Below are 22,498 nucleotides of genomic sequence, written 5' to 3'. Positions count from 1 at the left end.
ACCGTCAAGACCCCGATTCCGATGGAGGTTAGCCATGTTCCGCCAAGGCGACATCCTGCTGCTGCCGGTCACCGAGACCACCGTGCCGAAGGGCGTCGAGGCGCTGCCGGCCAAGCCGCGCGACGCTCGTGGCCGGCTGGTCCTCGCGCTGGGGGAAGCCACCGGCCACGCGCACGCGGTCGTCGGCGAGGGCACGCTGTACCTGGCCCCGGAGCCGATGTTGATCGGCCACCTGCGGCTGGACGAGGCGACCCGGATCGTCCACGAGGAACACGCGACCATCGACCTGCCCAAGGGCTGGTACCGGGTGATCAGGCAGCGGGAGTACATCCCGGGCGCGGTGCGCATGGTGGCGGACTAGGGGAGGGGCGTGGGTGCGGCGGGAGTGGGAGGCCCGGGTCGTGGGTGCGGCGGGACGGCGAAGCCGGTGTCGCGGGTGCGGCGGGAGTGGGAGGCCCGTGTCGCGGGTGCGGCGGGACGGCGAAGCCGGTGTCGCGGGTGCGGCGGGACGGCGAAGCCGGTGTCGCGGGTGCGGCGGGACGGCGAAGCCGGTGTCGCGGGTGCGGCGGACCTTCTTTTTGGGCGGCGGGGCCGCCGGCTCCCGAAGCACCACTTTTGTTCCGCTGGCGCTCCACAAAAGCGGCACTCCGCTCGCACGTCGCTGTCCCTCCGCAAGCTCCGGGCCATCGACGTCGTGAAAAGCACAAGCAGCGGCCTCCGGCCGCTCTCCTCGCTGCGCTCGTCGATCACGACCCCGACCCGACCGGTGGGCGCTGACGCGCCAGGACCGCAGCCAAACCCGGCGACCCAGGGCCGGCCCACACCGTAGAACCGCAGCCAACCCACCCGAACTCGCGCAGCCACACCGGTGGCCACCAGGCCCGACCGGACCCACCGGCCGCCTCTAAAACCGCAGCCAGAGACACATACGCAACGGGCGGAGCGGGTGGGCGCAACCATCCCAACCCAACCAAGACGCAACCCCAGCGACCCACACACCGCACACCACGCACCACGCAGCCAGGCCCGACCGGGCCCACCGGTCGCCTGAAGAACCGCAGCCCGAGACGCACAACGCAACGGGTGGAGCGGGTGGGACCACCAACTCGACCCGACCAAAACGCAACCGCAGCCCACAGGAGAGAGCCGATGGCCCCGGTCCGCAAATCACCCGGCATCGCGCTGCCCGTCTCAGGCATCGGCCGACGGCCTCCGACCGCGGTGCCGCCGGCCCCGGCACCGGCACCGGCACCGCCGCCTGCCAATCCCGCGGCGGCCGCGTGGGCCGCGCGGCGGGAGCGGGCTGCTGCTCGGGACGCCGGCTCGCCCGCGAACGCGGCCAACGCGGCCAACGCGGACACCGCGGCCACCGTGCCCACGAACCCCGCTGTCCTCGCCCGTCGCGGAGCGACCGCGCACACCACGTCCGCGGATCGGGCAGCCGAGCGTCAATCGCCGCCGGTCGCCGGTCGCGACGCCTCCACGCCCCCGGCTTCCCGCACGCGCCGAGCCCGCCCGACCCACCAAGTCGGCCGCACGTCCCAAAGCCCCCTCTCCCTCCCCGACCGGCTCGCCCTCGGCGAGGCCATCACCCGCTGGGCGGGCGTCGGGGCTGCGACCGGGCCCGCTGATCGGCCCGTTGCCGAGGCGGCCATTCGGGCCGTCTATCGCGCCGCGGGGCTTGCCGAGCCCGAGCGGGTGGTCTGGTACGACTCGCCGCTCGGGGCGGCCGTGGCCGCCGCCGTCGCGTCGGGGACGTGCAAGCCCGCCGATCTCGCCGCGACGCGCCTGTCCGTCAAGGTGCCCGGGCGGCCCGGGCGGCCCGTTCAGGAGCGGTTGTGGAGCGGGCCGTGGGCGGCGGCCAAGGCGGAGGCGACCGCGGCGCTCGGCGTTGCCGGGTGGAATCTCGCCTGGGACGAGGGGGCGTCGCGGTTGTGGGAGCCCACCCGTGAGCTGACCGAGCGGATCCGGGACGCCGTGCACGCCGGCGCCGGCGCCTGGGACCCCTCCGTGCGCACCCCCGCCGCCGGCGGGCGCGGGGACTTCGCCGACAAGGTCCGCGCGACCACCCACAGCGCGCTCGGCGGTCAGCACGACGCCGCATGGCTCGCGGTGTTCGACGGACTCCGGGAGCGCTTCCCCGAGTTCGCCTTCCCCGTGCTCGCCGAGCTGGGCGAGGTCGCCCGCCAGGTCGGCTGGTGGTGGCCGTACGAGCGGGTCGTCCTGGTCAGCGAACGACCCACCGCGATGCACCGCGACGATCATTCGCGGCTGCACAACGGCGACGGCCCCGCACTGACCTACGCCGACGGCTTCGCGCTGCACGCGTGGCGCGGCATGCCCGTTCCGGCCGACTTCGTGGGCGGCCTCGGCCCGGGCGGCAGTCGGCTGACCGTGCGCGGCATCAACAACGAGGAGAACGCCGAACTGCGCCGGGTGATGCTGGAAATCTACGGCTACGACCGCTACTTGCGCGACGTCGGCGCCCAGCCGCTGGACCGCGACGAGACCGGCGTGCTGTGGGAGATCGAACTCGACGACGACGAACCGATCGTGATGGTCGAAGTGCTCAACTCCACACCCGAGCCCGACGGCACGACCCGCACCTACTGGCTGCGCGTACCGCCGGACACCGAGACCGCCCGCGAGGGCGTGGCCTGGACGTTCGGCGTCAGCGCCGCGGACTACCGCCCGCTGCGCGAGACCTGACGAGCCGTCGGGCGAGCCGCCGACCGACCCGTCGGCGGCGCCGCCGCGGGGCCGCACGGCACCGCGCTCACAGGTACTCCTCCACGCGCGCGTCGGTGACGAACATGTGTCCCGGCGCGTGCGTGATCGCGAACGGTAGGCGCGACGCGGCCAACGCGGCCTGCGGCGTGACTCCGCAGGCCCAGAAGACCGGTACCTCTCCCGGCCCGACCGGCACCGCGTCGCCGTAGTCGGGCCGCGCCAGGTCGGCCACGCCCAGCTCCGAGGGCGCGCCCACGTGTACCGGCGCGCCGTGCATCGCGGGCAGCGCCGCGCTCACCGTGACCGCGCGGGCCACCAGCGCCGCCGGGATCGGCCGCATCGACACCACGAGCGGCCCGTCCAGCCGACCCGCGGAACGGCAGCGCCGATTCGTCACGTACATCGGCACGTTCCGCCCCAACTCGACGTGCCGCACCGGGATCCCGGCCCGGGCCAGGCCGGCGTCGAACGTGAAACTGCACCCGATCACGAACGTGACGAGGTCGTCCCGCCACACGTCCACGACATCCGTCGGCTCGTCCGTCACGGCCCCGTACCGCCACACCCGATAGCGCGGCAGGTCGGTCCGCAGATCGGCTTCGGGCGCGAGCGCGCTGTGTACGCAGCCGGCGTCGACCACCTCCAGGATCGGGCAGGAGCGCGGATTGCGCTGCGCGAACAGCAGCATGTCGTAGGCCCGATCGGCGGGCACCGCGACCAGGTTCGCCTGCACGTACCCGCTCGCCCGCCCGGCCGTCGGTACCACGAGCCCGCCGCGAAAGGCGGCACGCGCACGGGTGGCCTCCGTGCTGATGGTTGCCATGCGGCTCTGATACCCGGCGGCCGCCGCACACAGTCGCCGGTACCCACCCGCCGATCAGTGCGGGATCGGCTACCTCGGCCGCGTCCGCTCGAGTTCGTCGCGGAAGGTGTCGATCCGCAACGCGACCTCCCAGATCGTCCGGGTGTCCGTCAAGCGGTCGAGATAGAGCGAGCGTTCGGCCAGCCCGAGGAGGTCGACGGTGAAGTACACGCTCATCAGCGGGTTGATGAACAGCTCGCTGTTGCCCGTCCGTTCGGTGAAGTGCGCGTCACCGAACCGGCCGTGCAGGGCCGCGGCGACTGATCCGTGCACGATGCTCGGGCGCAGCGGCGTCCGTCGGGTCGCGTACGCGACGGCGTCCATGTACAGCGCGCCCTCGCGCGACTCGTGCGGAATCGACAACGCGCCGAGGTAGTGGCCCGCGCGCGTGAGGGCGGCCAGATTCTCCAGCACCTGCGCGTGACAGATGCCGTGGTAGGCGTCGATCCCGAAGCCGAGCGACACCACGAGCCGGGTCGGCACCGAGACGGCGGCCACCGCGGCCAGGCTCGTCATGTCCTCCTCGGGCGTGCCCAGGGATGCCTCGTCGCCGCGCATCAGGATATCCGTGCCACCGTCCACGAGCACGATCGCGTCGACGTCCAGGTCCTTGACGAGCCTGCGATACGACGTCCGCAGCGGCACGACCCCGGTCTTCGCGAACGCGTACACCGTGTCCGGAAAGCCGTTTCGCCGCAGCCACGACGCGAGCACCCGCTCGGGAAAGTAGTCGTCGTTCCCGGGCGTGTCCGGCCGGACCGCCGCGAGTCCCGGCAACAGCCTGCTCGCGGACGGGAGACGATCCACCGTCACGAACGACAGGTTCGCGAAGTGCACCCGCTTGCCCATGTCCATCAGGGCGATGGCCAACGGCAGCCCGGCGAACACGTCGAAGCCACCGCCCGCACCGGCGATCAACACGGTGCGGGCATCTCGAAGTCGGGCGAAGAGCGGGGGTTCGGCCAGCGTGAACACGGCCGGACCGTACCAAGGCGATCACCGCGAAGGTCAAGGAAATAAAGGAAGTAGAGGAAAGGAAATAAAGAAGTAGAGGAAGTAGACCCGTCGATCCGGAGGAAGTAGACCCGTCGATCCGTGCGACGCGCCGTGGCGGGCCCGTCCCTCAGCCCGTCAGGGCTGCCACCCGTAGGGTCACCAGCAGGTTGTTGACCGCTTCGCGGTCCGGGCGGGTCGGGAGGACCGAGTCGATCGCGTCCAGGGTGGCCTTCTCGCGCTCGAAGAGGGCCGCGAAGGCGGTCGGGTCGTTCGCGGCCAGGTCGCCCGCCGCGAAGAGTTCGTCGCGGCGGTCGCTCATGTCGAGGACGAGGACGCCCGTACGCAACAACTGCTGTGCCTGCAACAGCAATCGCATGCAGTGCCGACCGTGTTTGGCCGTGCGCTTGGCGGTGTCGGACGAGAAGCCGGCCTTGCCCGCCTCGTGCCGCCCCGACAGGCGCCTGGCCTGTTGCAGCGCGTAGCCGCCGTACGCGCCGCGCACGTACTCGGTCGACAGGAACGAGTCGCGCAGCGCCCGGAGTCGGCGGCCGGCCTCGGTCTCGACCCGGTACTCGGGGAGCCAGAGCAGTTCGGTGACCGTGGGGTTGCACTTGAGCGCGAGCGAGCAGTACTTGCCGAGCTCGTGCATGGTGACGTCCGGCTTCGTGGTCACCTGCGAACCACTCACGACCGTCGGTCCGTCCAGGCCCAACACGTCCCGGGAGTCGGCGAGGTAGACGCCGAGCAGATCCTCGTCGGACGCCGCGGTGGCCAATCCATAGGCGGTCGAACCGACCACCCCCATCAACAACGTACGCATGCCGCTCGCCCCTCGATTCCCCGTCACCGTTGCGCCGAAGTATCCGATACCCGGGCTCCGCCATGGGCACGATTTTCCGCCGGACGCGCGTTCGAGCGCTCCGCGACTTCAGGCCCGCCGGGTCGGCGCACGGCCGAGGGCGACCGGCCGGATCTCTGCTCTTGTCATATACCCCCCTGGGGTATAAATTTCCCGTGTGGCCGACGCCGGAGGTCACCGAGAAGCCGAGGAACCACGGAAGCAAGCCCACACAGGGGAGTTCGTCATGACCGTCCACGCCCACCACGCCGCCGCCCCCACCGCCCCCGAGGGCCTGCAGGTTTCCCGCGACGGCTACACCCTGGTCCCCGTCGCCGCCCCCACGGGCACGTTCGCGTTTCGGATCGACGGTCCCGACGGCGCCCCGGTGCGCGAGTACCTACCGCAGCACGACAAGGACCTGCACCTGATCGTGGTCCGCCGCGATCTGAGCGGCTTCCGGCACGTGCACCCCGTCCTCGGCGAGGACGGCGTCTGGACCCAGGACCTGACCCTCGATCAGGCCGGTACGTACCGCGTCTTCGCGGACTTCGCGCCGGCGGCGACCGGTACCCCGCTCACGCTGGGGATCGACGTACACGTCGCCGGCGACTTCCGGCCCGTGCCGCTGCCCGAGCCGGCCGCGACCGCCGAGGTGGACGGCTACACCGTGACCCTCGCCGGTGAACCCGCCGCCGGGCAGGGCGCGCACCTCACCCTGTCGATCGCCCGCGACGGTCGCCCCGTCACCGATCTGGAGCCCTACCTCGCCGCCTTCGGCCACCTCGTCGTGCTGCGCGACGGCGACCTCGCCTACCTGCACGTGCACCCCGGCGGCGCGCCCGGCGACGGCGTCACCCCGGCCGGCCCGGAGATCGCCTTCCACACCGAACTGCCCAGCGTCGGGACGTACCGGTTCTTCCTCGACTTCCAACACGGCGGCGTGGTCCGCACCGCCGAGTTCACCGTGCACGCCGCCAAGCCCGCCGCCCCGGCCGCCACCGAACACCCGGTCGACCGGCACGCCGAACAGCCCGCCGACCCGCACGCCGGTCACCACGGCCCCCACGGGCAGCACGGGCAGCACGGGCACCACCAGGGGTGACACCCCACCGACCGACACCGGCGCGGCCCACGACTTCCCCCGGGCCGCGCCGGTGTCGTGCGCGCCGCGGCTCACCCATGGCGGACCGCGGACCGGCGAGCGGGCGAGGTCGCGCCGGCCGGCTCTTCCGCTGCCAAGTGACCGGCCGTTAACATCCGGGGGTTCCCTTCGACTGTCGAGGGAGGCCCGGTCGTGTCCGTTCTTCGTTCCCGCCTCGATGCCCGGTCGGATACCTATCGGAACAACCGCGCGGCGCAACTCGCCGCCCTCGCGGCGCTCGACAAGCAGCTCGATCTCGCGCGGGCCGGCGGTGGCGGGCGGTATGTCGAACGGCACCGGGCCCGCGGTCGGCTGACCGCCCGTCAGCGCGTCGAGTTGCTGGTCGACCCGGACTCGCCGTTGCTGGAACTGTCCTCGTTGGCCGCGTGGGGCACCGACTTCACGGTCGGGGCCGGCATCGTCACCGGAATCGGGGTCGTGTCCGGCGTCGAATGCGTGCTGATCGCGAACGACCCGACCGTGCGTGGGGGTTCGATCAACCCGTACTCGCTGCGCAAGAACCTGCGCGCGCTGGAGATCGCCCGGCGCAATCGCCTCCCGGTGGTCAACCTGGTCGAGTCCGGCGGCGCCGATCTGCCCACCCAGGCCGAGCTGTTCGTGCCCGGCGGCCGGGTCTTCCACGACCTGACCGAGCTGTCCGCGCTCGGGATCCCCACCATCGCGCTCGTCTTCGGCAACTCGACCGCGGGCGGCGCGTACATCCCCGGCCTGTGCGACCACGCGGTGCTCGTGGCGGGCCAGGCCAAGGTGTTCCTCGGCGGGCCGCCGCTGGTGCGGATGGCCACCGGTGAGGAGGCCGACGACGAGGAGTTGGGCGGCGCCGCGATGCACGCGCGCGTGTCCGGGCTCGCCGACCACTTCGCGGTGGACGAGTACGACTGCCTGCGGATCGGCCGGCGGATCGTGTCCGAGCTGAACTGGCGCAAGCGCGGGCCCGGGCCCAGCCGGGCCGCCGACGAACCGCTCTACGACGCCGACGAGTTGCTCGGCCTCGTCTCGGCGGACCTGCGCGTGCCGTTCGATCCGCGCGAGGTGCTCGCACGGATCGTGGACGGTTCGCGGTTCGGCGAGTACAAGCCCGCGTACGGGACCAGCCTGGTCACCGGCTGGGCGTCCGTGCACGGCTTCCCGGTCGGCGTGCTGGCCAACGCGCGCGGCGTGTTGTTCGGCGAGGAGTCCAAGAAGGCCGCCGAGTTCATCCAGCTCGCGAACCGCTCGGACACCCCGCTGCTGTTCCTGCAGAACACCACCGGCTACATGGTGGGCACCGCCTACGAACAGGGCGGCATCGTCAAGGACGGCGCCAAGATGATCAACGCGGTGACCAATTCGACCGTCCCGCACATCACCCTCAACATCGGCGCGTCCTTCGGCGCGGGCAACTACGGGATGTCGGGTCGGGCCTTCGACCCGCGGCTGCTGTTCGCGTGGCCGACCGCCAAGCTCGCGGTGATGGGCGCGGCGCAACTGGCCGGCGTGCTCTCGATCGTCGGCCGACAGGCCGCCGCCGCGCGCGGGATCGCCTTCGACGAGGAGATCGACGAGCTGCGCCGGGCCGCGATCGAGGCGCAGATCGAGCGCGAGTCGCACGCGTTCTTCGTCACCGCCCGGCTGTACGACGACGGCGTGATCGATCCGCGCGACACCCGCACCGTGCTCGGCATCGCGCTCTCCGCCGCGCATTCGGCGCCGGTCGCGGGCACCACCGGGTACGGGGTCTTCCGCATGTGACCGCCGCGCTGCGCCGTCGCGCCCGCGGCGCCGACCACCGCGAGGTGCCCAGCACCGCCCACCGAGGGGACCATATGCCGCTCATCCGCAGGCTGTTGATCGCCAACCGAGGCGAGATCGCGGTCCGGATCGCCCGCACCGCGCGCGCCATGGGCATCGCGACCGTGGCCGTGTTCGCCGATCCGGACGCCGACTCGCCGCACGTCGCGGCGGCCGACGAGGCGGTCCGGCTCCCAGGCCGAACTCCCGCCGACACCTACCTGCGCGCCGACCTGTTGATCGCGGCGGCCCGCGCGACCGGCGCCGACGCGATCCATCCCGGATACGGATTCCTGTCCGAGAACGCCGACTTCGCGCGCGCGACCGACGCGGCCGGCCTGAGCTTCGTCGGCCCCTCGGCACGGACGATCGCCGCGATGGGCGACAAGGTCGCGGCCAAGGACCTGCTCGGCCGTGCCGGGGTCCCCGTGCTGCCCGGCGGGCTCGTCCGCGACGCCGACGACCTCGACGCCCTCGCCGATCTGGCCGCGCACGTGGGCTTCCCGCTGCTGGTCAAGGCCGCGTTCGGCGGTGGTGGTCGGGGCATGCGCGCGGTGCGCGACAAGGGCGACCTGGCCGACGCGGTCGCGGCGGCCCGGCGCGAGGCAGCCGCCGCCTTCGGTGACGACACGGTGTTCCTGGAACGCCTGGTCGAGCGTCCCCGGCACGTCGAGGTGCAGATCTTCGGCGACGCGCACGGCCGGGTCGTCGCGCTCTTCGAGCGGGACTGCTCGATCCAGCGCAGACACCAGAAGCTGATCGAGGAGACCCCCTCCCCCGCGGTCGACGCCGCGCTGCGCGCCGAACTGTGCGCGGCGGCCGTCGCCGCGGGTCGGGCGATCGGCTATCTCGGCGCCGGCACCGTGGAGTTCGTCGTGGACCGGGCCGGCGCGTTCCACCTCCTGGAGGTCAACACCAGGCTCCAGGTCGAGCACCCCGTCACCGAGCTGACCACCGGACTCGACCTGGTCCGACTGCAACTCCTGGTCGCCGAGGGTCATCCGCTGCCCACCGGGATCACCGCGACCGGCCACGCGATCGAGGCCCGGCTGTACGCGGAGGACCCGATCCGCGACTTCACCCCCACGGTCGGGACCCTGCACCGGTTCGAGATTCCCGAGCAGGACGGCATCCGGGTGGACTCGGGCGTCGTCACCGGCACGAGCGTCGGCCCGTACTACGACTCGCTGCTGGCCAAGGTGATCGCGTACGCGCCGACCCGCGACGAGGCCCGCCGCAAGCTCGCGTACGCGCTCTCCCGGGCCCGCATCCACGGTGTACGCACCAACCGCGACCTGCTCGTGGGCATCCTGCGCGAGCCGGAGTTCACGGCCGGCGACGCGGACACCGGCTACCTGGACCGGCACGCCCCGACCGACCTGTGCGCGGCCGACCCGGCGGCGCTTCCCGTCCACGCCGCCGCCGCGGCACTCGCCCGCCAGGCCGAACGCCGCGCGGCGGCCGGCGTACTCGCGACCCTCCCCTCGGGCTGGCGCAACGTCCGCGGCGCCGACCAGGAGGTGACCTACACGCACGACACCGCCGGCCGCACGACCGTGACCTACCGGCTCCCCGACCACGTGGCGATCGACGGAAAGCCCCTCCCCGGCCTGGTCGTTCACGCCGCGTGCGCCGACCGGGTCGATCTGACGGTCCACGGCGTCCGCCGCACGATCGCCGTGCACCGCGTGGGCGAGACCGTGTACGTGGACAGCCCCCTGGGCGCGAGCGTGCTGACCGAACTGCCGCGCCTGCCCGAACCCGCCGAGCCCGAGCCCGAACCCGCCGGATCACTGCTGGCCGCCATGCCCGGGACGGTGGTCCGGGTCGCGGTCGCCGAGGGCGACCACGTCCACGCGGGGCAACTCGTGTTGGCCGTGGAGGCGATGAAGATGGAGCACGAGGTCACCGCACCGCACGGGGGCACGGTCACGCACCTGCCGGTCGGCCCGGGCGAAGTGGTGGACACCGGCGCGGTGTTGGCGGTCGTGGCGGCGGAGACGGTCGCCGAATGAGCGAGCGGGGGACGCGGTCCCGCCCCACCGCGGCCCGCCCGACGATCACCACCCGCACCGAGCCCGACACCGGCGCCGACGGCCCCGCCGGCACTGCCCGCCGCCCGGTCCGGATCGCCAACTGCTCCGGCTTCTACGGCGACCGGCTCTCCGCCGCCCGCGAGATGGTCGAGGACGGCCCGATCGACGTGCTCACCGGCGACTACCTGGCCGAACTGACCATGTCGATCCTGTGGAAGGCCCGCCGCAAGGACCCCGCGGCCGGCTACGCCCGCACCTTCGTGACCCAGCTGGAACAGGTCATGGGCAGCTGCCTGGACCGCGGCATCCGCGTCGTGTCCAACGCCGGCGGCCTCAACCCGGCCGGTCTCGCCGAGCGCCTGCACGAGAGCGCGCGACGCCTGGGCCTGGCACCGCGGATCGCGTACATCACCGGCGACGACGTGCTCGCCAAGGTCGAGCACGGCCCACGCACCGTGACCGCCAACGCCTACCTCGGCGGCTGGGGCATCGCCGAGGCGCTCGCCGAGGACGCCGACATCGTGATCTGTCCGCGCGTGACCGACGCGTCCCTCGTGGTCGGCCCGGCCGCGTGGTGGCACGGCTGGGGGCGCGAGGAGCACGACCGGCTCGCCGGCGCGATCGTCGCGGGCCATGTGATCGAGTGCGGCCCACAGGCCACCGGCGGCAACTACCCCTTCCTCGGTGAACTGCCGACACTGCAACGCCCGGGCCGAACCGCCGACTTCGCCCTGCCCGACCCCCGCCGCCCCGGCTTCCCGATCGCCGAGGTCGCCGCCGACGGCTCGTCGGTGATCACCAAGCACCGCGGCACCGGCGGCCTGGTCTCGATCGGCACCGTCACCGCGCAACTGCTGTACGAGATCGCCGGACCCGCCTACGCCAACCCCGACGCGGTGGCCCGCTTCGACACGATCCGCCTCGGCGGGGCCGGCCCCGACCGGGTCCGGATCCGCGGCGTCCGAGGGCTCCCGCCGCCGCCCACCCTCAAGGTCGCCGTCAACGAACTCGGCGGCTACCGCAACACGATGACCTTGGTCCTGACCGGCCTCGACATCGAGACCAAGGCCGCGCACGCCGAACACATGCTGTTCGCCGCGCTCGGCGGCCGGGACCGGTTCGCCGAGGTCGACGTGCGGCTGATCCGCTACGACCGCCCCGACGCGCCGACCAACGAACAGGCCACCGCGCACCTGCGGATCACCGTCAAGGACCCCGACCCCACCAAGGTCGGCCGGGCCTTCTCCGGCGCGGTCGTCGAACTCGCGCTCGCCGGCTACCCGGGCTTCCACACCACGACCCCGCCGACCGCCGAGACCGCGTACGGCGTCTACCGCGCCGCCTGGATCCCGGCCGGCGAGGTCGAGCACACCGTGGTCCTGCCGGACGGCGGGACGCGTGTGATCGCCCCGCCCGAGCACACCGCGCCGCTCGCCCCACCGGCCTGCCGACCACCGGATCCCCCACCGCGTCCCCACCTCCACACCCGCCGGGCCCCGCTAGGGCTCGTCGTCGGCGCCCGCTCCGGCGACAAGGGCGGCGACGCCAACCTCGGCCTGTGGGCCCGCGACGACGCCGGATTCGCCTGGCTGCGCGGCCATCTGACGGTGGATCGGCTGCGCGAACTGCTCCCGGAGGCAGCCGACCTGCCGATCGAGCGGTACGTGCTGGCCAACCTGCGCGCGCTCAACTTCGTGATCACCGGCCTGCTCGGCGAGGGCGTCGCGTCCTCGACCCGCCCGGACCCACAGGCGAAGGGCCTCGCCGAGTACGTCAGGTCCCGGCACACCGACATCCCCACGACACTGTTGGAAGGGTGACATGCGGTTCCACGAGATCGGCGAGAGTGACGAACACCGGGCACTGCGCGCGGCGGTGGGCGCGATCACCGACGGGTTCGGCGCCACCTACTTCGCCGAGCACAGCCGCGACCGGCAGCCCACGACCGAGCTGTGGCAGGCCCTGGGCAGACACGGCTACATCGGGGTGAACCTGCCCGAGGAGTACGGCGGCGGCGGGGGCGGGCTCGTCGAACTGGCCATCGTGTGCGAGGAGGTGGCCGCGCACGGCTGTCCGCTGCTGCTGCTCCTGGTCTCCGGCGCGATCGCGGGCGAGGTGCTGACCCGCTTCGGCACGGCCGGGCAGAAGGGCGCGTGGCTGCCGCGCCTGGCGGCCGGCACCGGCAAGATCGTGTTCGCGATCACCGAGCCCGACGCGGGCTCCAACACCCACCGCCTGGCCACGACCGCGACCCGGGACGGCGAGCGCTGGCTGCTGCGCGGCACCAAGCACTACATCTCCGGCGTCAACGAGGCCGACGCGATCCTGGTCGTGGCCCGCACCGGCACCGACCCCGGTTCCGGCCGCGGTCGGCTGGCGCTGTTCCTGGTCGACACCGACGATCCGCGCCTGACCGCGACCCCGCTGCCGGTCGAGGGGGCCGCCCCCGAGCAGCAGTTCACGCTGTTCTTCGACGACGTCGCGGTGTCCGCCGATCGGCTGATCGGCACCGAGGGCGACGGCCTGCGCCAGGTCTTCCACGGCCTCAACCCCGAGCGGGTGACCGGCGCGGCGCTCGGCGTCGGCATCGCCCGGCAGGCGTTGGCGCGGGCCACGGAGTACGCCCGCACCCGGGAGGTGTGGGATCGCCCGATCGGCACCCACCAGGCGATCGCGCACCCGCTCGCGCAGGCCGCGATCGAGGTCGAGTTGGCCGCGCTGATGACGTACAGGGCAGCCTGGCTGCACGACGCGGGCGAGCCGGCGGGCGAGGCGGCCAACATGGCGAAGTACGCCGCCGCCGAGGCCGCGATCCACGCCGTGGACGCCGCGATCCAGACCCACGGCGGCAACGGCATGAGCCGCGACTTCGGGCTCGTCCCGCTGTGGGGCATGGCCCGGACGCTGCGGATCGCGCCGGTCAGCCGGGAGATGATCCTCAATCATGTGGCCCAGCACACACTGGGTTTGCCGCGTTCGTACTGATCCCGGGGCGTCCACGGAGGAGTCTGTTCCGCCTGTGTGCGACTTGTGAATGATTCGGCTCGGGACTCCGGGCGGACGTGCCGGGACGGGGCCGGGCTCAGGATGGAGACGCAGGCTGCACCGCTCCCGGCGCGACTGTGCGGAGGGCTGTCCGGGTGCCGGCGCCATCGGTCGGTCTCGGTCAGAAGGCAGTGGGAGCATTGAATCAAGTGCTGGCGGGGCGTCCCGCCTGGGACGTGGACATCACGAGCGGATGGTTCGTCATAGGCATGGCGGTGGCCACCGCGGGCACCGCCTTCGCCACCGTCTGGTTCTGGAACCGCCCCACGCTGCAACGCACCCGCCGGGTCTGCACGCTGCTGTTCACCCAACTCATGGTGACCTTCACGATCCTGGCCGCGGTCAACGCGCAGATGTACTTCTACTCGACGCTGTCCGACCTGATGCACATCGCCGACGGCCCCCCGGTCCCCGACGTCCCGGTCTCCACCGTCAAGGTCAAGCACCTCGACCCGAGGCCGGCCGTGCCGTTCTCCGACGACGACGGCAAGGGCCTGCCGTTCATGGTCACCAAACCGACGCTCACCGATCAGCCGCGGCCCCCGCACAACCGCCGGCACGGCGCCGACCCCAAGCACGGCGTGCTGGTCCACACCAGCATCCAGGGTCCGCGCACCGGCTACAGGCTCGACACGTTCGTCTACTTGCCGGCCGCCTACTTCGCGCCGGAACACGCCCGGACCCGCTTTCCGGTGATCCAACTCGCGTCCGGGTTCCCGGGCACTCCCGACACGTGGCTGCGCCGGATGAAGGTGCACCAGATGCTCTCCGGGCTGATGGAGTCCGGTCGGATGCCGCCGACGATCGTGGTGATCGCGGCGCAGAACCCGATCGAGGGTCGCGACAGCGAATGTGTGGACGCGTCGAGCGGCGCCCGCGCCGACACCTACCTCGGGCTCGACGTGCCGGACGCGATCGCGGCCAACTTCCGGACCGCGCCCGCGCCGACGAACTGGGGTGTCATGGGCTACTCGACGGGCGGCTTCTGCGCGGCGAACCTGGCCCTGCGCCACCCGGACCGCTACGCGGCGGCGGCGAGCCTGTCGGGCTACTTCAAGGCGATCACCGACATGACGACCGGCGACCTGTACAAGGGCGACGAGGCGCTGCGCCGGGCGAACAGCCCGCTGTACACGATCGACGACCCGCGGACCGCTCCCGCGCGGATGTACCTGTTCGCGGCCAAGGGCGAGGGCAAGGCGGCGGGCGAGGCCCGCGAGTTCGCGAAGAGGTTCAAGCCGACCGACACCGTGAAGGTGCGGATCGCGCCGTCGGGCGGCCACAACTTCGGGACCTGGGCCAAGGGTCTGCCGGAGGCGTTCGAGTGGCTCGCGGGCGAGATCGCGGTCCGACCGGGCGGTCGGGCACCCGACCCGTCGCCGGTGGCCGAGCCGCCCCGACACTGATCCGTCGTCGGCCGAACGGCCCGCCCCCATCGACTCGTTCGCATGCAAAGGACCACCCGACGGGCCCTTCATAACGGCTGTGCCCGATGCGAGACTTCACCGGCGCCACCCGAACGGAAGCTCAGCGAAAACTCCACGGAAGCACGGAAGCACGGAAGCACTGGGGCCCCTTTCCCGCCCGGGAGGGCCCTCGCATCGAGACGAGGATCGCCCATGCATCCTGGTGTCATCGCCGCCGCGCACCCCGACCGCCCCGCCGTGATCATGGCCGGCTCCGGCCGGGTCGTCACGTACGCCGAGTTGGATTCCGAGTCGAATCGTTTCGCGCACCTGCTCCACGACGCGGGGCTGCGGCCCGGGGACCACATCGCGTTCGTGCTGGAGAACCACCCGCTGTACCTGGCGATCGTGTGGGCCGCGCAGCGCTCCGGGCTGATCTACACGCCGGTGAGCTGTCGGCTGCAACCGGACGAACTCGCGTACGTGGTGGAGAACTGCGGGGCGCGGGTGTTCGTGGCCTCGGCCGCGCTCGCCGACCTCGCGGGCGCGATCCGCGAGCGCGCGCCCGGCGTCGAGCGTTGGCTCATGCTGGACGGCGCGGCACCCGGCTTCGAGGCGTACGGCGAGGCGGTGCGGATGCTGCCCACGACGCCGATCGCGGCCGAGTTCGAGGGCGCCGACATGCTGTACTCGTCGGGCACCACGGGCCGGCCCAAGGGCGTGCTGCCCAGCCGCGAGCAGCATCCGCTGGGCAGCGGACCGAGCCTGACGCTGTTCGGGATCATCGGGGCGCTGTACGGGATGAACACCTCGGGCGAGGGCGGCGACGTGTACCTGTGCCCCGCGCCGCTGTACCACGCGGCGCCGCTGCGCTACTGCGTGCAGTTCCTGCGCGGCGGGCACACGGTCGTGGTGCTCGACCACTTCGACCCCGAGGACGCGCTCGCGGCGATCGAGCGCTACCGGGTGACGCACAGCCAGTGGGTGCCGACGATGTTCGTGCGGATGCTCAAGCTGCCGGACGACGTGCGCGCCCGGTACGACGTGTCCTCGCTGCGCTACGCGGTGCACGCCGCCGCGCCGTGCCCGCCCGAGGTCAAGGAGCGGATGCTGGCGTGGTGGGGGCCGGTGCTGCACGAGTACTACGCGGGCACCGAGGGCAACGGCTACGTCAACTGCACGCCCCAGGAGTGGATCGCGCATCGCGGCACGGTGGGGCGGGCGATCCTGGGCACGCCGCACATCTGCGACGGCGAGGGCCGGGAGCTGCCGGTGGGCGAGGACGGCATCGTCTACTTCGCGGACGGGCCCGAGTTCTCGTACCACGGCGATCCGGCCAAGACCGAGGCCGGGCGCGATCCGAAGGGCCGGGGCTGGACCACGCTGGGCGACATCGGGCACCTGGACGCCGACGGCTACCTGTACCTGACGGATCGTCAAGCACACATGATCATCAGCGGCGGCGTGAACATCTACCCGCAGGAGGTCGAGAACCTGCTCGCGCTGCATCCCGCGATCGCCGACGTCGCGGTGTTCGGCGTCCCGGACGAGGAGATGGGCGAGCAGGTCAAGGCGGTCGTCCAACCGGCCGAAGGCGCGGTGGCGGGGCCGGAGTTGGCGCGCGAGCTGATCGACTACTGCCGGGCCCGCCTCGCGCACTACAAGTGCCCGCGCTCGCTGGACTTCCGCGCCGAGTTGCCCAGGCACCCGACGGGCAAGTTGTACAAGCGCCTGTTGATCGACGAGTACCGCCGAGCCGCTGCGGCGCACTCGGCCTGACCGGCCCGGCGGGCCGAACCCCCTTTGTGTCACCGGCCGATCACGATCGGCGAGTGGTCGCGGTCGGGGTTGCGAAATCGATACTGCCGGCTCGTTGGAACAACGGTAGGTTGTGCGCTCCACTACACAATGTCCCTGGGGGGATCCCGCACGCCATGACCATGCCGTTCCAGAACGAAAAGCAGTTGATCATCCGTCAGAACTTCCGTCCGCTGGTGAACCAGTACGTGGTCCACCTCGTCGGTCCCGACGGACAGCACGGACCGGTGATCGCGTTCGCCCAGCAAAAGCGCGGCAAGCTCAAGGAAGAGGTCATCCTCTACACGGATGACACCAAGACCACCGAGCTCGCCCGCTTCAAGGCGCGGCAGATGCTCGACATCAAAGCGCAGCACGATGTCACGGGCGTCGAGGGCACGAACCTCGGCATGTTCTCGAAGGACTTCAAGAAGTCCCTGCTCCGCTCGACCTGGAACCTGGAGCGCCCGGACGCGCCGAAGGCCGTGGGCCAGGAGCGCAGCCTGTTCGGCGCGATCCTGCGTCGACTCTGGGGCTTCATACCGTACGTCGGCGCGTACCTGCCGGCCCCGACGTACCACTTCGACTTCGTCGCCGAGGACGGGCAGCCGATGCTCTCGGTCGAACGCCAGATGAAGCTCCGCGACCAGTACCTGGTCTCCCTGCCCGACCCCACGATGGACCGCCGCCTGGCGATCTGCGTAGCCGTCGCCATGGACGCCATCCAAAACCGCTGACCCACCCACCTCAAACGCCGGCCAACCCAGCCCGGCCGGCGTTTGAGGCCACCTCGACCGAAGACCGAGCCAACCCAGCCCGGCCGGCACTTGAAGCCACCTCGACCGAAGACCGAGCCAACCCAGCCCGGCCGGCGTTTGAGGCCAAATAGCCCGGCCGGCGCTTGAGGCCACCTCGGCCGAAGGCCGGGTCGATCAAGCCCGGCCGACGTTTGAGGCCACCAGCCGGCCGGCGTTTGAGGCCACCCCCGGCTAGTCCTCGTCCGGCACCAGAACCGGCGTATCGCGCTTGAGCACCTCGCCCCGAAAGAACGCAGGACTCACCACCCGCGACACCTCCATCAGCACCGCCCCAAGCACAAGCAGCCCGACGCCGATGATGAACACCGTGCCCACACCGGCCACGCGGTGCCCGTCACCGTAGTTCGGGTCGGACACGTCCACGAGTGTCTTTATGAAGATCGCCGCGAGCATGATCCCGCCGAGCATCGGCATGACGCCCTTGACGAAGAGCTCGTTCAGGCTGCGCGAGAGGTCCTTGCGGAAGTACCACACGCAGGCGAAGGCCGTCAGCGAGTAGTAGAAGCAGATCATCAGGCCGAGCGCGTAGATCGTGTCGGTGAGCACGTTCTCGCTCAGGATCGTCATGATCGTGTAGAACGCGCCGGTGGCGACACCCGCCGAGACGGTGGCGAAGCCCGGTGTCTTGAAGCGCGGGTGGACGCGCGAGAACACCTTCGGGACCGCCTGGTAGGTACTCATCGCCAGCAGGGTGCGCGCGACCGGGATGAACGTGGTCTGCAGGCTCGCGACCGAACTGGCGAGGACGGCGACGAACATCAGGATGCCCAGCCCCGAACCCAGCACCGGGTCGGCGAGCTTGGCGAAGATGTTGGTGTCGTCCGTGTTGTTCAGGCCCAGTCCGGTGGTCCCGGTGCCCGCGTACATCAGCGTGGCGACGCCGGTCATCAGGTAGGCCACCACGATGCACAGCACCGAGATGATCGCTGCCCGACCGGGGACCTTGGGGCCGCCGGCGGTCTCCTCGTTGATGCTAAGGGCCGTGTCCCAACCCCAGTACATGAAGATCGACAGCGACAGACCCGCCGTCAGCGCGGCGAAGCTCCCGATGCTGAACGGGTTGAACCAGTCCAGCGAGAACGAGATCGACGTGGGCACGTCCCCCGCGGTCGCCTTGCCGATGGCCAGCACGATGAACAGCGCGAGCACCGCGAGCTGGAACGCGACGAGCACGTACTGGACGCGCTTGGTCACCGTCATCCCGCGGTAGCTGATCGCGGTGGCGACCGCGATGAACGTGAGGCACGTGGGCACGTGCACCCACTTGTTGTCGTCGAGTTCCTTGAGCCAGTCGCTGTTGAACGCCTCGCCGACCGCGAGGTAGAAGAACGACGTGCCGATGCCGGCGAGGTTGGACAGCACGATGATCGTGGCCATCACCAGACCCCAGCCGCACATCCAGCCCACCCGCGGGCCGAACGCCTTGACCGTCCAGGTGAAGGAGGAGCCGGCGTCCGGGACCGCCTTGCTGAGCTCGCGGTACGCGAAGGCGACGAGCAGCATCGGAACGAAGCCGACCAGGAAGATCGCCGGCATGTGGGTGCCGACCTCGTTGACCGTCGGCCCGAGCGCACCGGTGAGGGTGTAGACGGGCGCCACCGTGGAGATGGCGACGACCACGCTCCCCAGGAGACCGATCGAGTTTCGACTCAGCCCCTTGTCCTTGAGATCGGGCTCGGGCAGGTAGTGCGACTTCCCTACCCCGTGGTGCTTATCGCCCCTTTGGCGCACGTGCTCATTACTCACAATCGAACAGACTAAGTCAGGATGAAACAACTTTTGACCAAAGGGGTCGGGAACGATCGAGTGCGTCGGTCATGTCACTCTCTGGGCCGGTTCAGGTCAACATTCCGGTGAGCAACTCGGTGACGCCCACCCGGATGTCCTCGCGCGAAGGGGGCGTCGCCCAGCCCGCTCCTGCAATCGCGTCGAACATCACACCCTCGCACCAGGCGACCAGGAACCGCCCGTGCCGCTCGGGGTCGCGCGAGCCGAGCGCGGCCAGCATGCCCACCGCCGCACCGCGGAAGGCGGCGCCCGCTTCGTCGTACACACCGCGCAGCTCGGGGCGGCGGGTCGCCTCCAGGGCCAACTCGTAGCGGGCGATCTTCTGGTCCCGCCCGTCGCGGATCGCGCCGCCCACGATCACCGCGACCAGGTCGGCGATCCCGGCGAGGTCGGCGGGCAGCGCGGCCACGAGGTCGCCGTCGCCCCTCACGGACGCGAACTCGCCCGCCTCCAGGACCGTCATCCGCGCGAGCGCCAACTCCAGGAGGGCCGCGCGCGTGCGCGCGTAGTAGGAGGTGGACCCCGGCGGCAGACCGGCGCTCTCGTCGACGGCGCGGTGGGTCAGCCCCCGCATGCCGCGTTCGACGAGCAGGCGGATCGCGGTGTCGCCGATCAGGACGAGGCGGTCGGGGCGCTCGGGGCTGCTGCGCTTCGCGGTGGTCACACGGATCAGCCTAGCGATCCCGCTACAGCTGTAGAGGAAAAGTCACTACAGCCGTAGAGAAAAGTGTCACTACAGATGTAGAGTCAATGACATCGCCTCTACACCTGTAGTGGTCATCCGCATACTTCTCGCCGGGGGAAACCATGTCCGTCACCAAACCCGAAGCGATCGTCGTCGGCGCCGGCCCCGGTGGACTCGCCGCCGCTACCGCGCTGCACCGGCAGGGCTGGTCGGTCGTCGTCCTGGAACGCGCGGCCGTGCTCGAACCGATCGGCGCGGGGATCGCGATGGCCCCCAACGGCCTGCGCGCCCTCGACACGATCGACGCGGGTGCGCCGATCCGGGCCCTCGCCGCGATCCAGGGCGCGGCGGCGCTGCGCCGACCGGACGGCCGGGTGCTCGCGCCCACCAGCGGCGAGGCGTTCGCCGCGCGGTTCGGCGCGCCGATGGTGCTCGCACCGCGCGCCGAGGTGATGCGGGTACTGCTCGCGGGTCTGCCCGAGGGCACGCTGCGCACGGGCGCGGCGGTCCTGGACGTGGACCCGGGCGACGCGCACCGGCGGGCGTCGGTGGTCACCGAGGCGGGGACGTTCACCGCCGACCTGGTGGTCGCGGCCGACGGAATCCGCTCGGTGATCCGACGCACGCTGTTCCCCGAGCACCCGGGTCCGCGCTACGCGGGGTTCACCACGTGGCGCGCGATCGTCCCGGGGATGGACCTCACCCCCGGCGAAACCTGGGGCCGCGGCCTGGTGTTCGGCGCGATGCCGCTGTCCGACGGCCGGGTGTACTGGTACGCGACCGCCAATCGCGAGGCCGGCGCCGAGCACGGTGACGAACGCGCCGAGCTGCTGCGCCTGTTCGGCGACTGGCACGCGCCGATCCCGCGGCTGATCGCGTCCGCGACGCCCGAGCAGATCCTGCACCTGGACGTGCACGAGATGGCCGAGCCGCTGCCCGCCCACCACCGCGGCCGGGTGGTGCTGATCGGCGACGCCGCGCATGCGATGACGCCCAACCTGGGACAGGGCGGCAACCAGGCCCTGGAGGACGCGGTCGAGCTGGCGGATGTACTGGTCGGCGTCGGCGCGGACGGCGTGGTCGACGCGGTGCCGGGCTACACCGGGCGGCGCTTGGCCCGCACCACGGCGATCGTCCGCAAGTCGCGCAGGTTGGGCGCCATGGCGCAGTGGGATACGCCGGTGGCGGTGGCGGTCCGCGACACGCTCCTGCGCGCCGCGGGTCGCTTCGCGCCGGACGCGGCGCTGCGTTCGCTGGACGATGTGCTCTCATGGCGGCCGCCGGTGCGGGGGCCTCTGACGCCGGCCGGGCTCGAAGTGACCCGGCCTTCGGCCGAGGTGGCCTCAAACGCCGGCCGGGCTTGATTCGGGGCCGGGCTAGATTCGAGGCCGAGCTTGATTCGGGCCGGGCTTGATTCGGGCCGAGCTTGATTCGGGCCGGGCTTGGTTCGAGGCCGGGGTTGGTTCGGGCCGGGCTTGGTTCGAGGTGGCCTCGAACGCCGGCCGGGCTATGAAGTGCGGGCCATGCGTCGTAGATTCCGTACCGGCCGGTATGTCGTCGTCGGCCGGACCCTACGGAGGGGGAACGCGGTGCCGATCAACCCACAGCTCGTGGAACTGCTGAGCGTCATGCCCGAGAACCTGTTCGTCGGCGACGCCGCGACCGCCCGCGCGACCATCGACGCCGGTGTCGGGCTCATGCCGGTGATGACCGAGCTCGCTCGGGTCGAGGACCGCACGATCCCGGGCGCGGCCGGGGAGTTGCCCGTGCGGGTGTATCGGCCGTCGGAGGAGTCGGACCTGCCGGTGACGGTGTTCTTCCACGGCGGCGGCTTCGTGATCGGCGGCCTGGACAGCCACGACGCGCTCGCCCGACGGATCGCGCGGCACGCCGAGTGCGTCGTGATCTCGGTGGACTACCGCCTCGCCCCCGAGTTCCCGTTCCCGGCCGCGACCGAGGACGCGTTCGCGGCCTACCGCTGGGTGCGCGAGCACGCCGCCGAACTCGGCGGCGACCCCACCAGAATCGCCCTCGCCGGCGACAGCGCGGGCGCGACGCTGTCCGCGACCGCGTGCCTGCTGGCTCGCGAACACGGCGTCCCGCAACCGGTGTTGCAGATGCTCTGGTATCCGGGGACCGGCGTCGAGGGCACCCCGTCCCAGGTCGAGAACGCGCACGCGCCGCTGCTCGGCGCCGATTCGCTCACCTGGTTCCTCGGCCACTACTTCGGCGGGCGAGAGCGCGCCGAACTCGGCCCGTACGCCTCGATCGGCACCATCGAGGACCTGTCCGGGCTCGCGCCGGCGCATGTCGTGGTCGCCGGATACGACCCGCTGCGGGACGAGGGCGCCGACTACGCCGAGCGGTTGCGCGCGGCGGGCAACGAGGTCGAGTTCGAGCTGTTCGACGACATGGTCCACGGCTTCATGAGCTTCGTGGACCTGGTGCCGCGCTGCGCCGAGTGCGCGACGGGCTCGTTCGCTTCGCTGCACAAGGCGTTGCACCCTTAGGCACCCTTAGGCCCCGGCCGCACGCCCGGCCCGCACCGCACACGCGGCACGG

Annotated in this window: 17 protein-coding genes; 12 read left to right on the top strand and 5 right to left on the bottom strand. The window is 71.7% G+C overall.

The genetic code is table 11. The features are described 5' to 3' along the window. The first annotated feature begins 34 nt into the window (after window positions 1-34). A complete protein-coding gene (locus OG928_RS27025) occupies window positions 35-361 on the top strand; it encodes a hypothetical protein (protein WP_406288326.1) in 327 nt (108 codons plus the stop codon). Window positions 362-1,587: 1,226 nt separating this feature from the next. Next, the gene (locus OG928_RS27020) at window positions 1,588-2,709 is read left to right on the top strand and encodes a DUF6745 domain-containing protein (RefSeq protein ID WP_406291236.1); all 1,122 of its coding nucleotides are present in this window, start codon (window positions 1,588-1,590) and stop codon (window positions 2,707-2,709) included. Between the two features lie 67 nt (window positions 2,710-2,776). Here the strand turns inward: OG928_RS27020 and OG928_RS27015 are convergent, their stop codons facing one another. The 3 genes from OG928_RS27015 to OG928_RS27005 all read right to left on the bottom strand — a co-directional run bounded on the left by OG928_RS27015 (window position 2,777) and on the right by OG928_RS27005 (window position 5,408). Further along, window positions 2,777-3,553 (bottom strand): putative hydro-lyase, encoded by a 777-nt coding sequence (locus OG928_RS27015; RefSeq protein WP_406288323.1) that lies wholly within the window; start codon window positions 3,551-3,553, stop codon window positions 2,777-2,779. A 69-nt stretch (window positions 3,554-3,622) separates the two neighbouring features. Next, window positions 3,623-4,567 carry a DUF1152 domain-containing protein gene (locus tag OG928_RS27010; RefSeq protein ID WP_406288320.1) on the bottom strand — a complete coding sequence of 315 codons (945 nt, stop codon included), beginning with the start codon at window positions 4,565-4,567 and terminating at the stop codon, window positions 3,623-3,625. A gap of 148 nt (window positions 4,568-4,715) precedes the next feature. Further along, the gene (locus OG928_RS27005; RefSeq protein ID WP_406288317.1) at window positions 4,716-5,408 is read right to left on the bottom strand and encodes a DNA polymerase beta superfamily protein; all 693 of its coding nucleotides are present in this window, start codon (window positions 5,406-5,408) and stop codon (window positions 4,716-4,718) included. Window positions 5,409-5,673: 265 nt separating this feature from the next. On the opposite strand from OG928_RS27005, the gene OG928_RS27000 reads away from it, so the two are divergent. From OG928_RS27000 to OG928_RS26965, 8 genes are all read left to right on the top strand, one after another. Beyond that, window positions 5,674-6,531 (top strand): hypothetical protein, encoded by an 858-nt coding sequence (locus OG928_RS27000; protein ID WP_406288314.1) that lies wholly within the window; start codon window positions 5,674-5,676, stop codon window positions 6,529-6,531. A gap of 192 nt (window positions 6,532-6,723) precedes the next feature. Beyond that, a complete protein-coding gene (locus OG928_RS26995; RefSeq protein WP_406288311.1) occupies window positions 6,724-8,322 on the top strand; it encodes an acyl-CoA carboxylase subunit beta in 1,599 nt (532 codons plus the stop codon). Window positions 8,323-8,396: 74 nt separating this feature from the next. Then, a complete protein-coding gene (locus OG928_RS26990; protein ID WP_406288309.1) occupies window positions 8,397-10,376 on the top strand; it encodes an acetyl/propionyl/methylcrotonyl-CoA carboxylase subunit alpha in 1,980 nt (659 codons plus the stop codon). Next, window positions 10,373-12,217 (top strand): acyclic terpene utilization AtuA family protein, encoded by a 1,845-nt coding sequence (locus OG928_RS26985; RefSeq protein ID WP_406288306.1) that lies wholly within the window; start codon window positions 10,373-10,375, stop codon window positions 12,215-12,217. Before OG928_RS26990 ends, OG928_RS26985 begins: the two co-directional genes overlap by 4 nt. A gap of 1 nt (window position 12,218) precedes the next feature. Continuing rightward, window positions 12,219-13,382 (top strand): acyl-CoA dehydrogenase family protein, encoded by a 1,164-nt coding sequence (locus tag OG928_RS26980; protein WP_406288304.1) that lies wholly within the window; start codon window positions 12,219-12,221, stop codon window positions 13,380-13,382. A 209-nt stretch (window positions 13,383-13,591) separates the two neighbouring features. After that, window positions 13,592-14,848 (top strand): alpha/beta hydrolase, encoded by a 1,257-nt coding sequence (locus OG928_RS26975; RefSeq protein ID WP_406291233.1) that lies wholly within the window; start codon window positions 13,592-13,594, stop codon window positions 14,846-14,848. Window positions 14,849-15,061: 213 nt separating this feature from the next. After that, window positions 15,062-16,627: an acyl-CoA synthetase gene (locus OG928_RS26970; RefSeq protein ID WP_406288301.1), complete on the top strand. Its 1,566-nt coding sequence runs from the start codon at window positions 15,062-15,064 to the stop codon at window positions 16,625-16,627. Window positions 16,628-16,782: 155 nt separating this feature from the next. Continuing rightward, window positions 16,783-17,382 (top strand): hypothetical protein, encoded by a 600-nt coding sequence (locus OG928_RS26965; RefSeq protein ID WP_406288298.1) that lies wholly within the window; start codon window positions 16,783-16,785, stop codon window positions 17,380-17,382. 252 nt (window positions 17,383-17,634) lie between these two features. Here OG928_RS26965 and OG928_RS26960 read toward each other — a convergent pair whose 3' ends face one another. After that, window positions 17,635-19,146 (bottom strand): APC family permease, encoded by a 1,512-nt coding sequence (locus OG928_RS26960; protein WP_406291230.1) that lies wholly within the window; start codon window positions 19,144-19,146, stop codon window positions 17,635-17,637. 154 nt (window positions 19,147-19,300) lie between these two features. Next, the gene (locus tag OG928_RS26955; protein ID WP_406288295.1) at window positions 19,301-19,915 is read right to left on the bottom strand and encodes a TetR/AcrR family transcriptional regulator; all 615 of its coding nucleotides are present in this window, start codon (window positions 19,913-19,915) and stop codon (window positions 19,301-19,303) included. Between the two features lie 143 nt (window positions 19,916-20,058). Here OG928_RS26955 and OG928_RS26950 point away from each other — a divergent pair, with 143 nt between their 5' ends. Beyond that, entirely contained in the window at window positions 20,059-21,300 is a 1,242-nt protein-coding gene (locus OG928_RS26950; RefSeq protein ID WP_406288293.1) for an FAD-dependent monooxygenase, read from the top strand. A gap of 225 nt (window positions 21,301-21,525) precedes the next feature. Then, a complete protein-coding gene (locus OG928_RS26945) occupies window positions 21,526-22,446 on the top strand; it encodes an alpha/beta hydrolase (protein WP_406288290.1) in 921 nt (306 codons plus the stop codon). Window positions 22,447-22,498: the final 52 nt, after the last annotated feature.

Origin of the sequence: Embleya sp. NBC_00896 (assembly GCF_045207785.1) — a bacterium.
In the GTDB taxonomy this organism is placed as follows: Bacteria; Actinomycetota; Actinomycetes; order Streptomycetales; family Streptomycetaceae; genus Embleya.
This window is presented reverse-complemented; position numbering and strand designations above follow the sequence as displayed.

Bases quoted from the DNA above. Each gene is read 5' to 3' on its own strand.
- OG928_RS27025 (WP_406288326.1), top strand. From the start codon at position 35: ATGTTCCGCCAAGGCGACATCCTGCTGCTGCCGGTCACCGAGACCACC.
- OG928_RS27015 (WP_406288323.1), bottom strand. From the start codon at position 3,553: ATGGCAACCATCAGCACGGAGGCCACCCGTGCGCGTGCCGCCTTTCGC.
- OG928_RS27005 (WP_406288317.1), bottom strand. From the start codon at position 5,408: ATGCGTACGTTGTTGATGGGGGTGGTCGGTTCGACCGCCTATGGATTG.
- OG928_RS27000 (WP_406288314.1), top strand. From the start codon at position 5,674: ATGACCGTCCACGCCCACCACGCCGCCGCCCCCACCGCCCCCGAGGGC.
- OG928_RS26990 (WP_406288309.1), top strand. From the start codon at position 8,397: ATGCCGCTCATCCGCAGGCTGTTGATCGCCAACCGAGGCGAGATCGCG.
- OG928_RS26985 (WP_406288306.1), top strand. From the start codon at position 10,373: ATGAGCGAGCGGGGGACGCGGTCCCGCCCCACCGCGGCCCGCCCGACG.
- OG928_RS26980 (WP_406288304.1), top strand. From the start codon at position 12,219: ATGCGGTTCCACGAGATCGGCGAGAGTGACGAACACCGGGCACTGCGC.
- OG928_RS26970 (WP_406288301.1), top strand. From the start codon at position 15,062: ATGCATCCTGGTGTCATCGCCGCCGCGCACCCCGACCGCCCCGCCGTG.
- OG928_RS26965 (WP_406288298.1), top strand. From the start codon at position 16,783: ATGACCATGCCGTTCCAGAACGAAAAGCAGTTGATCATCCGTCAGAAC.
- OG928_RS26950 (WP_406288293.1), top strand. From the start codon at position 20,059: ATGTCCGTCACCAAACCCGAAGCGATCGTCGTCGGCGCCGGCCCCGGT.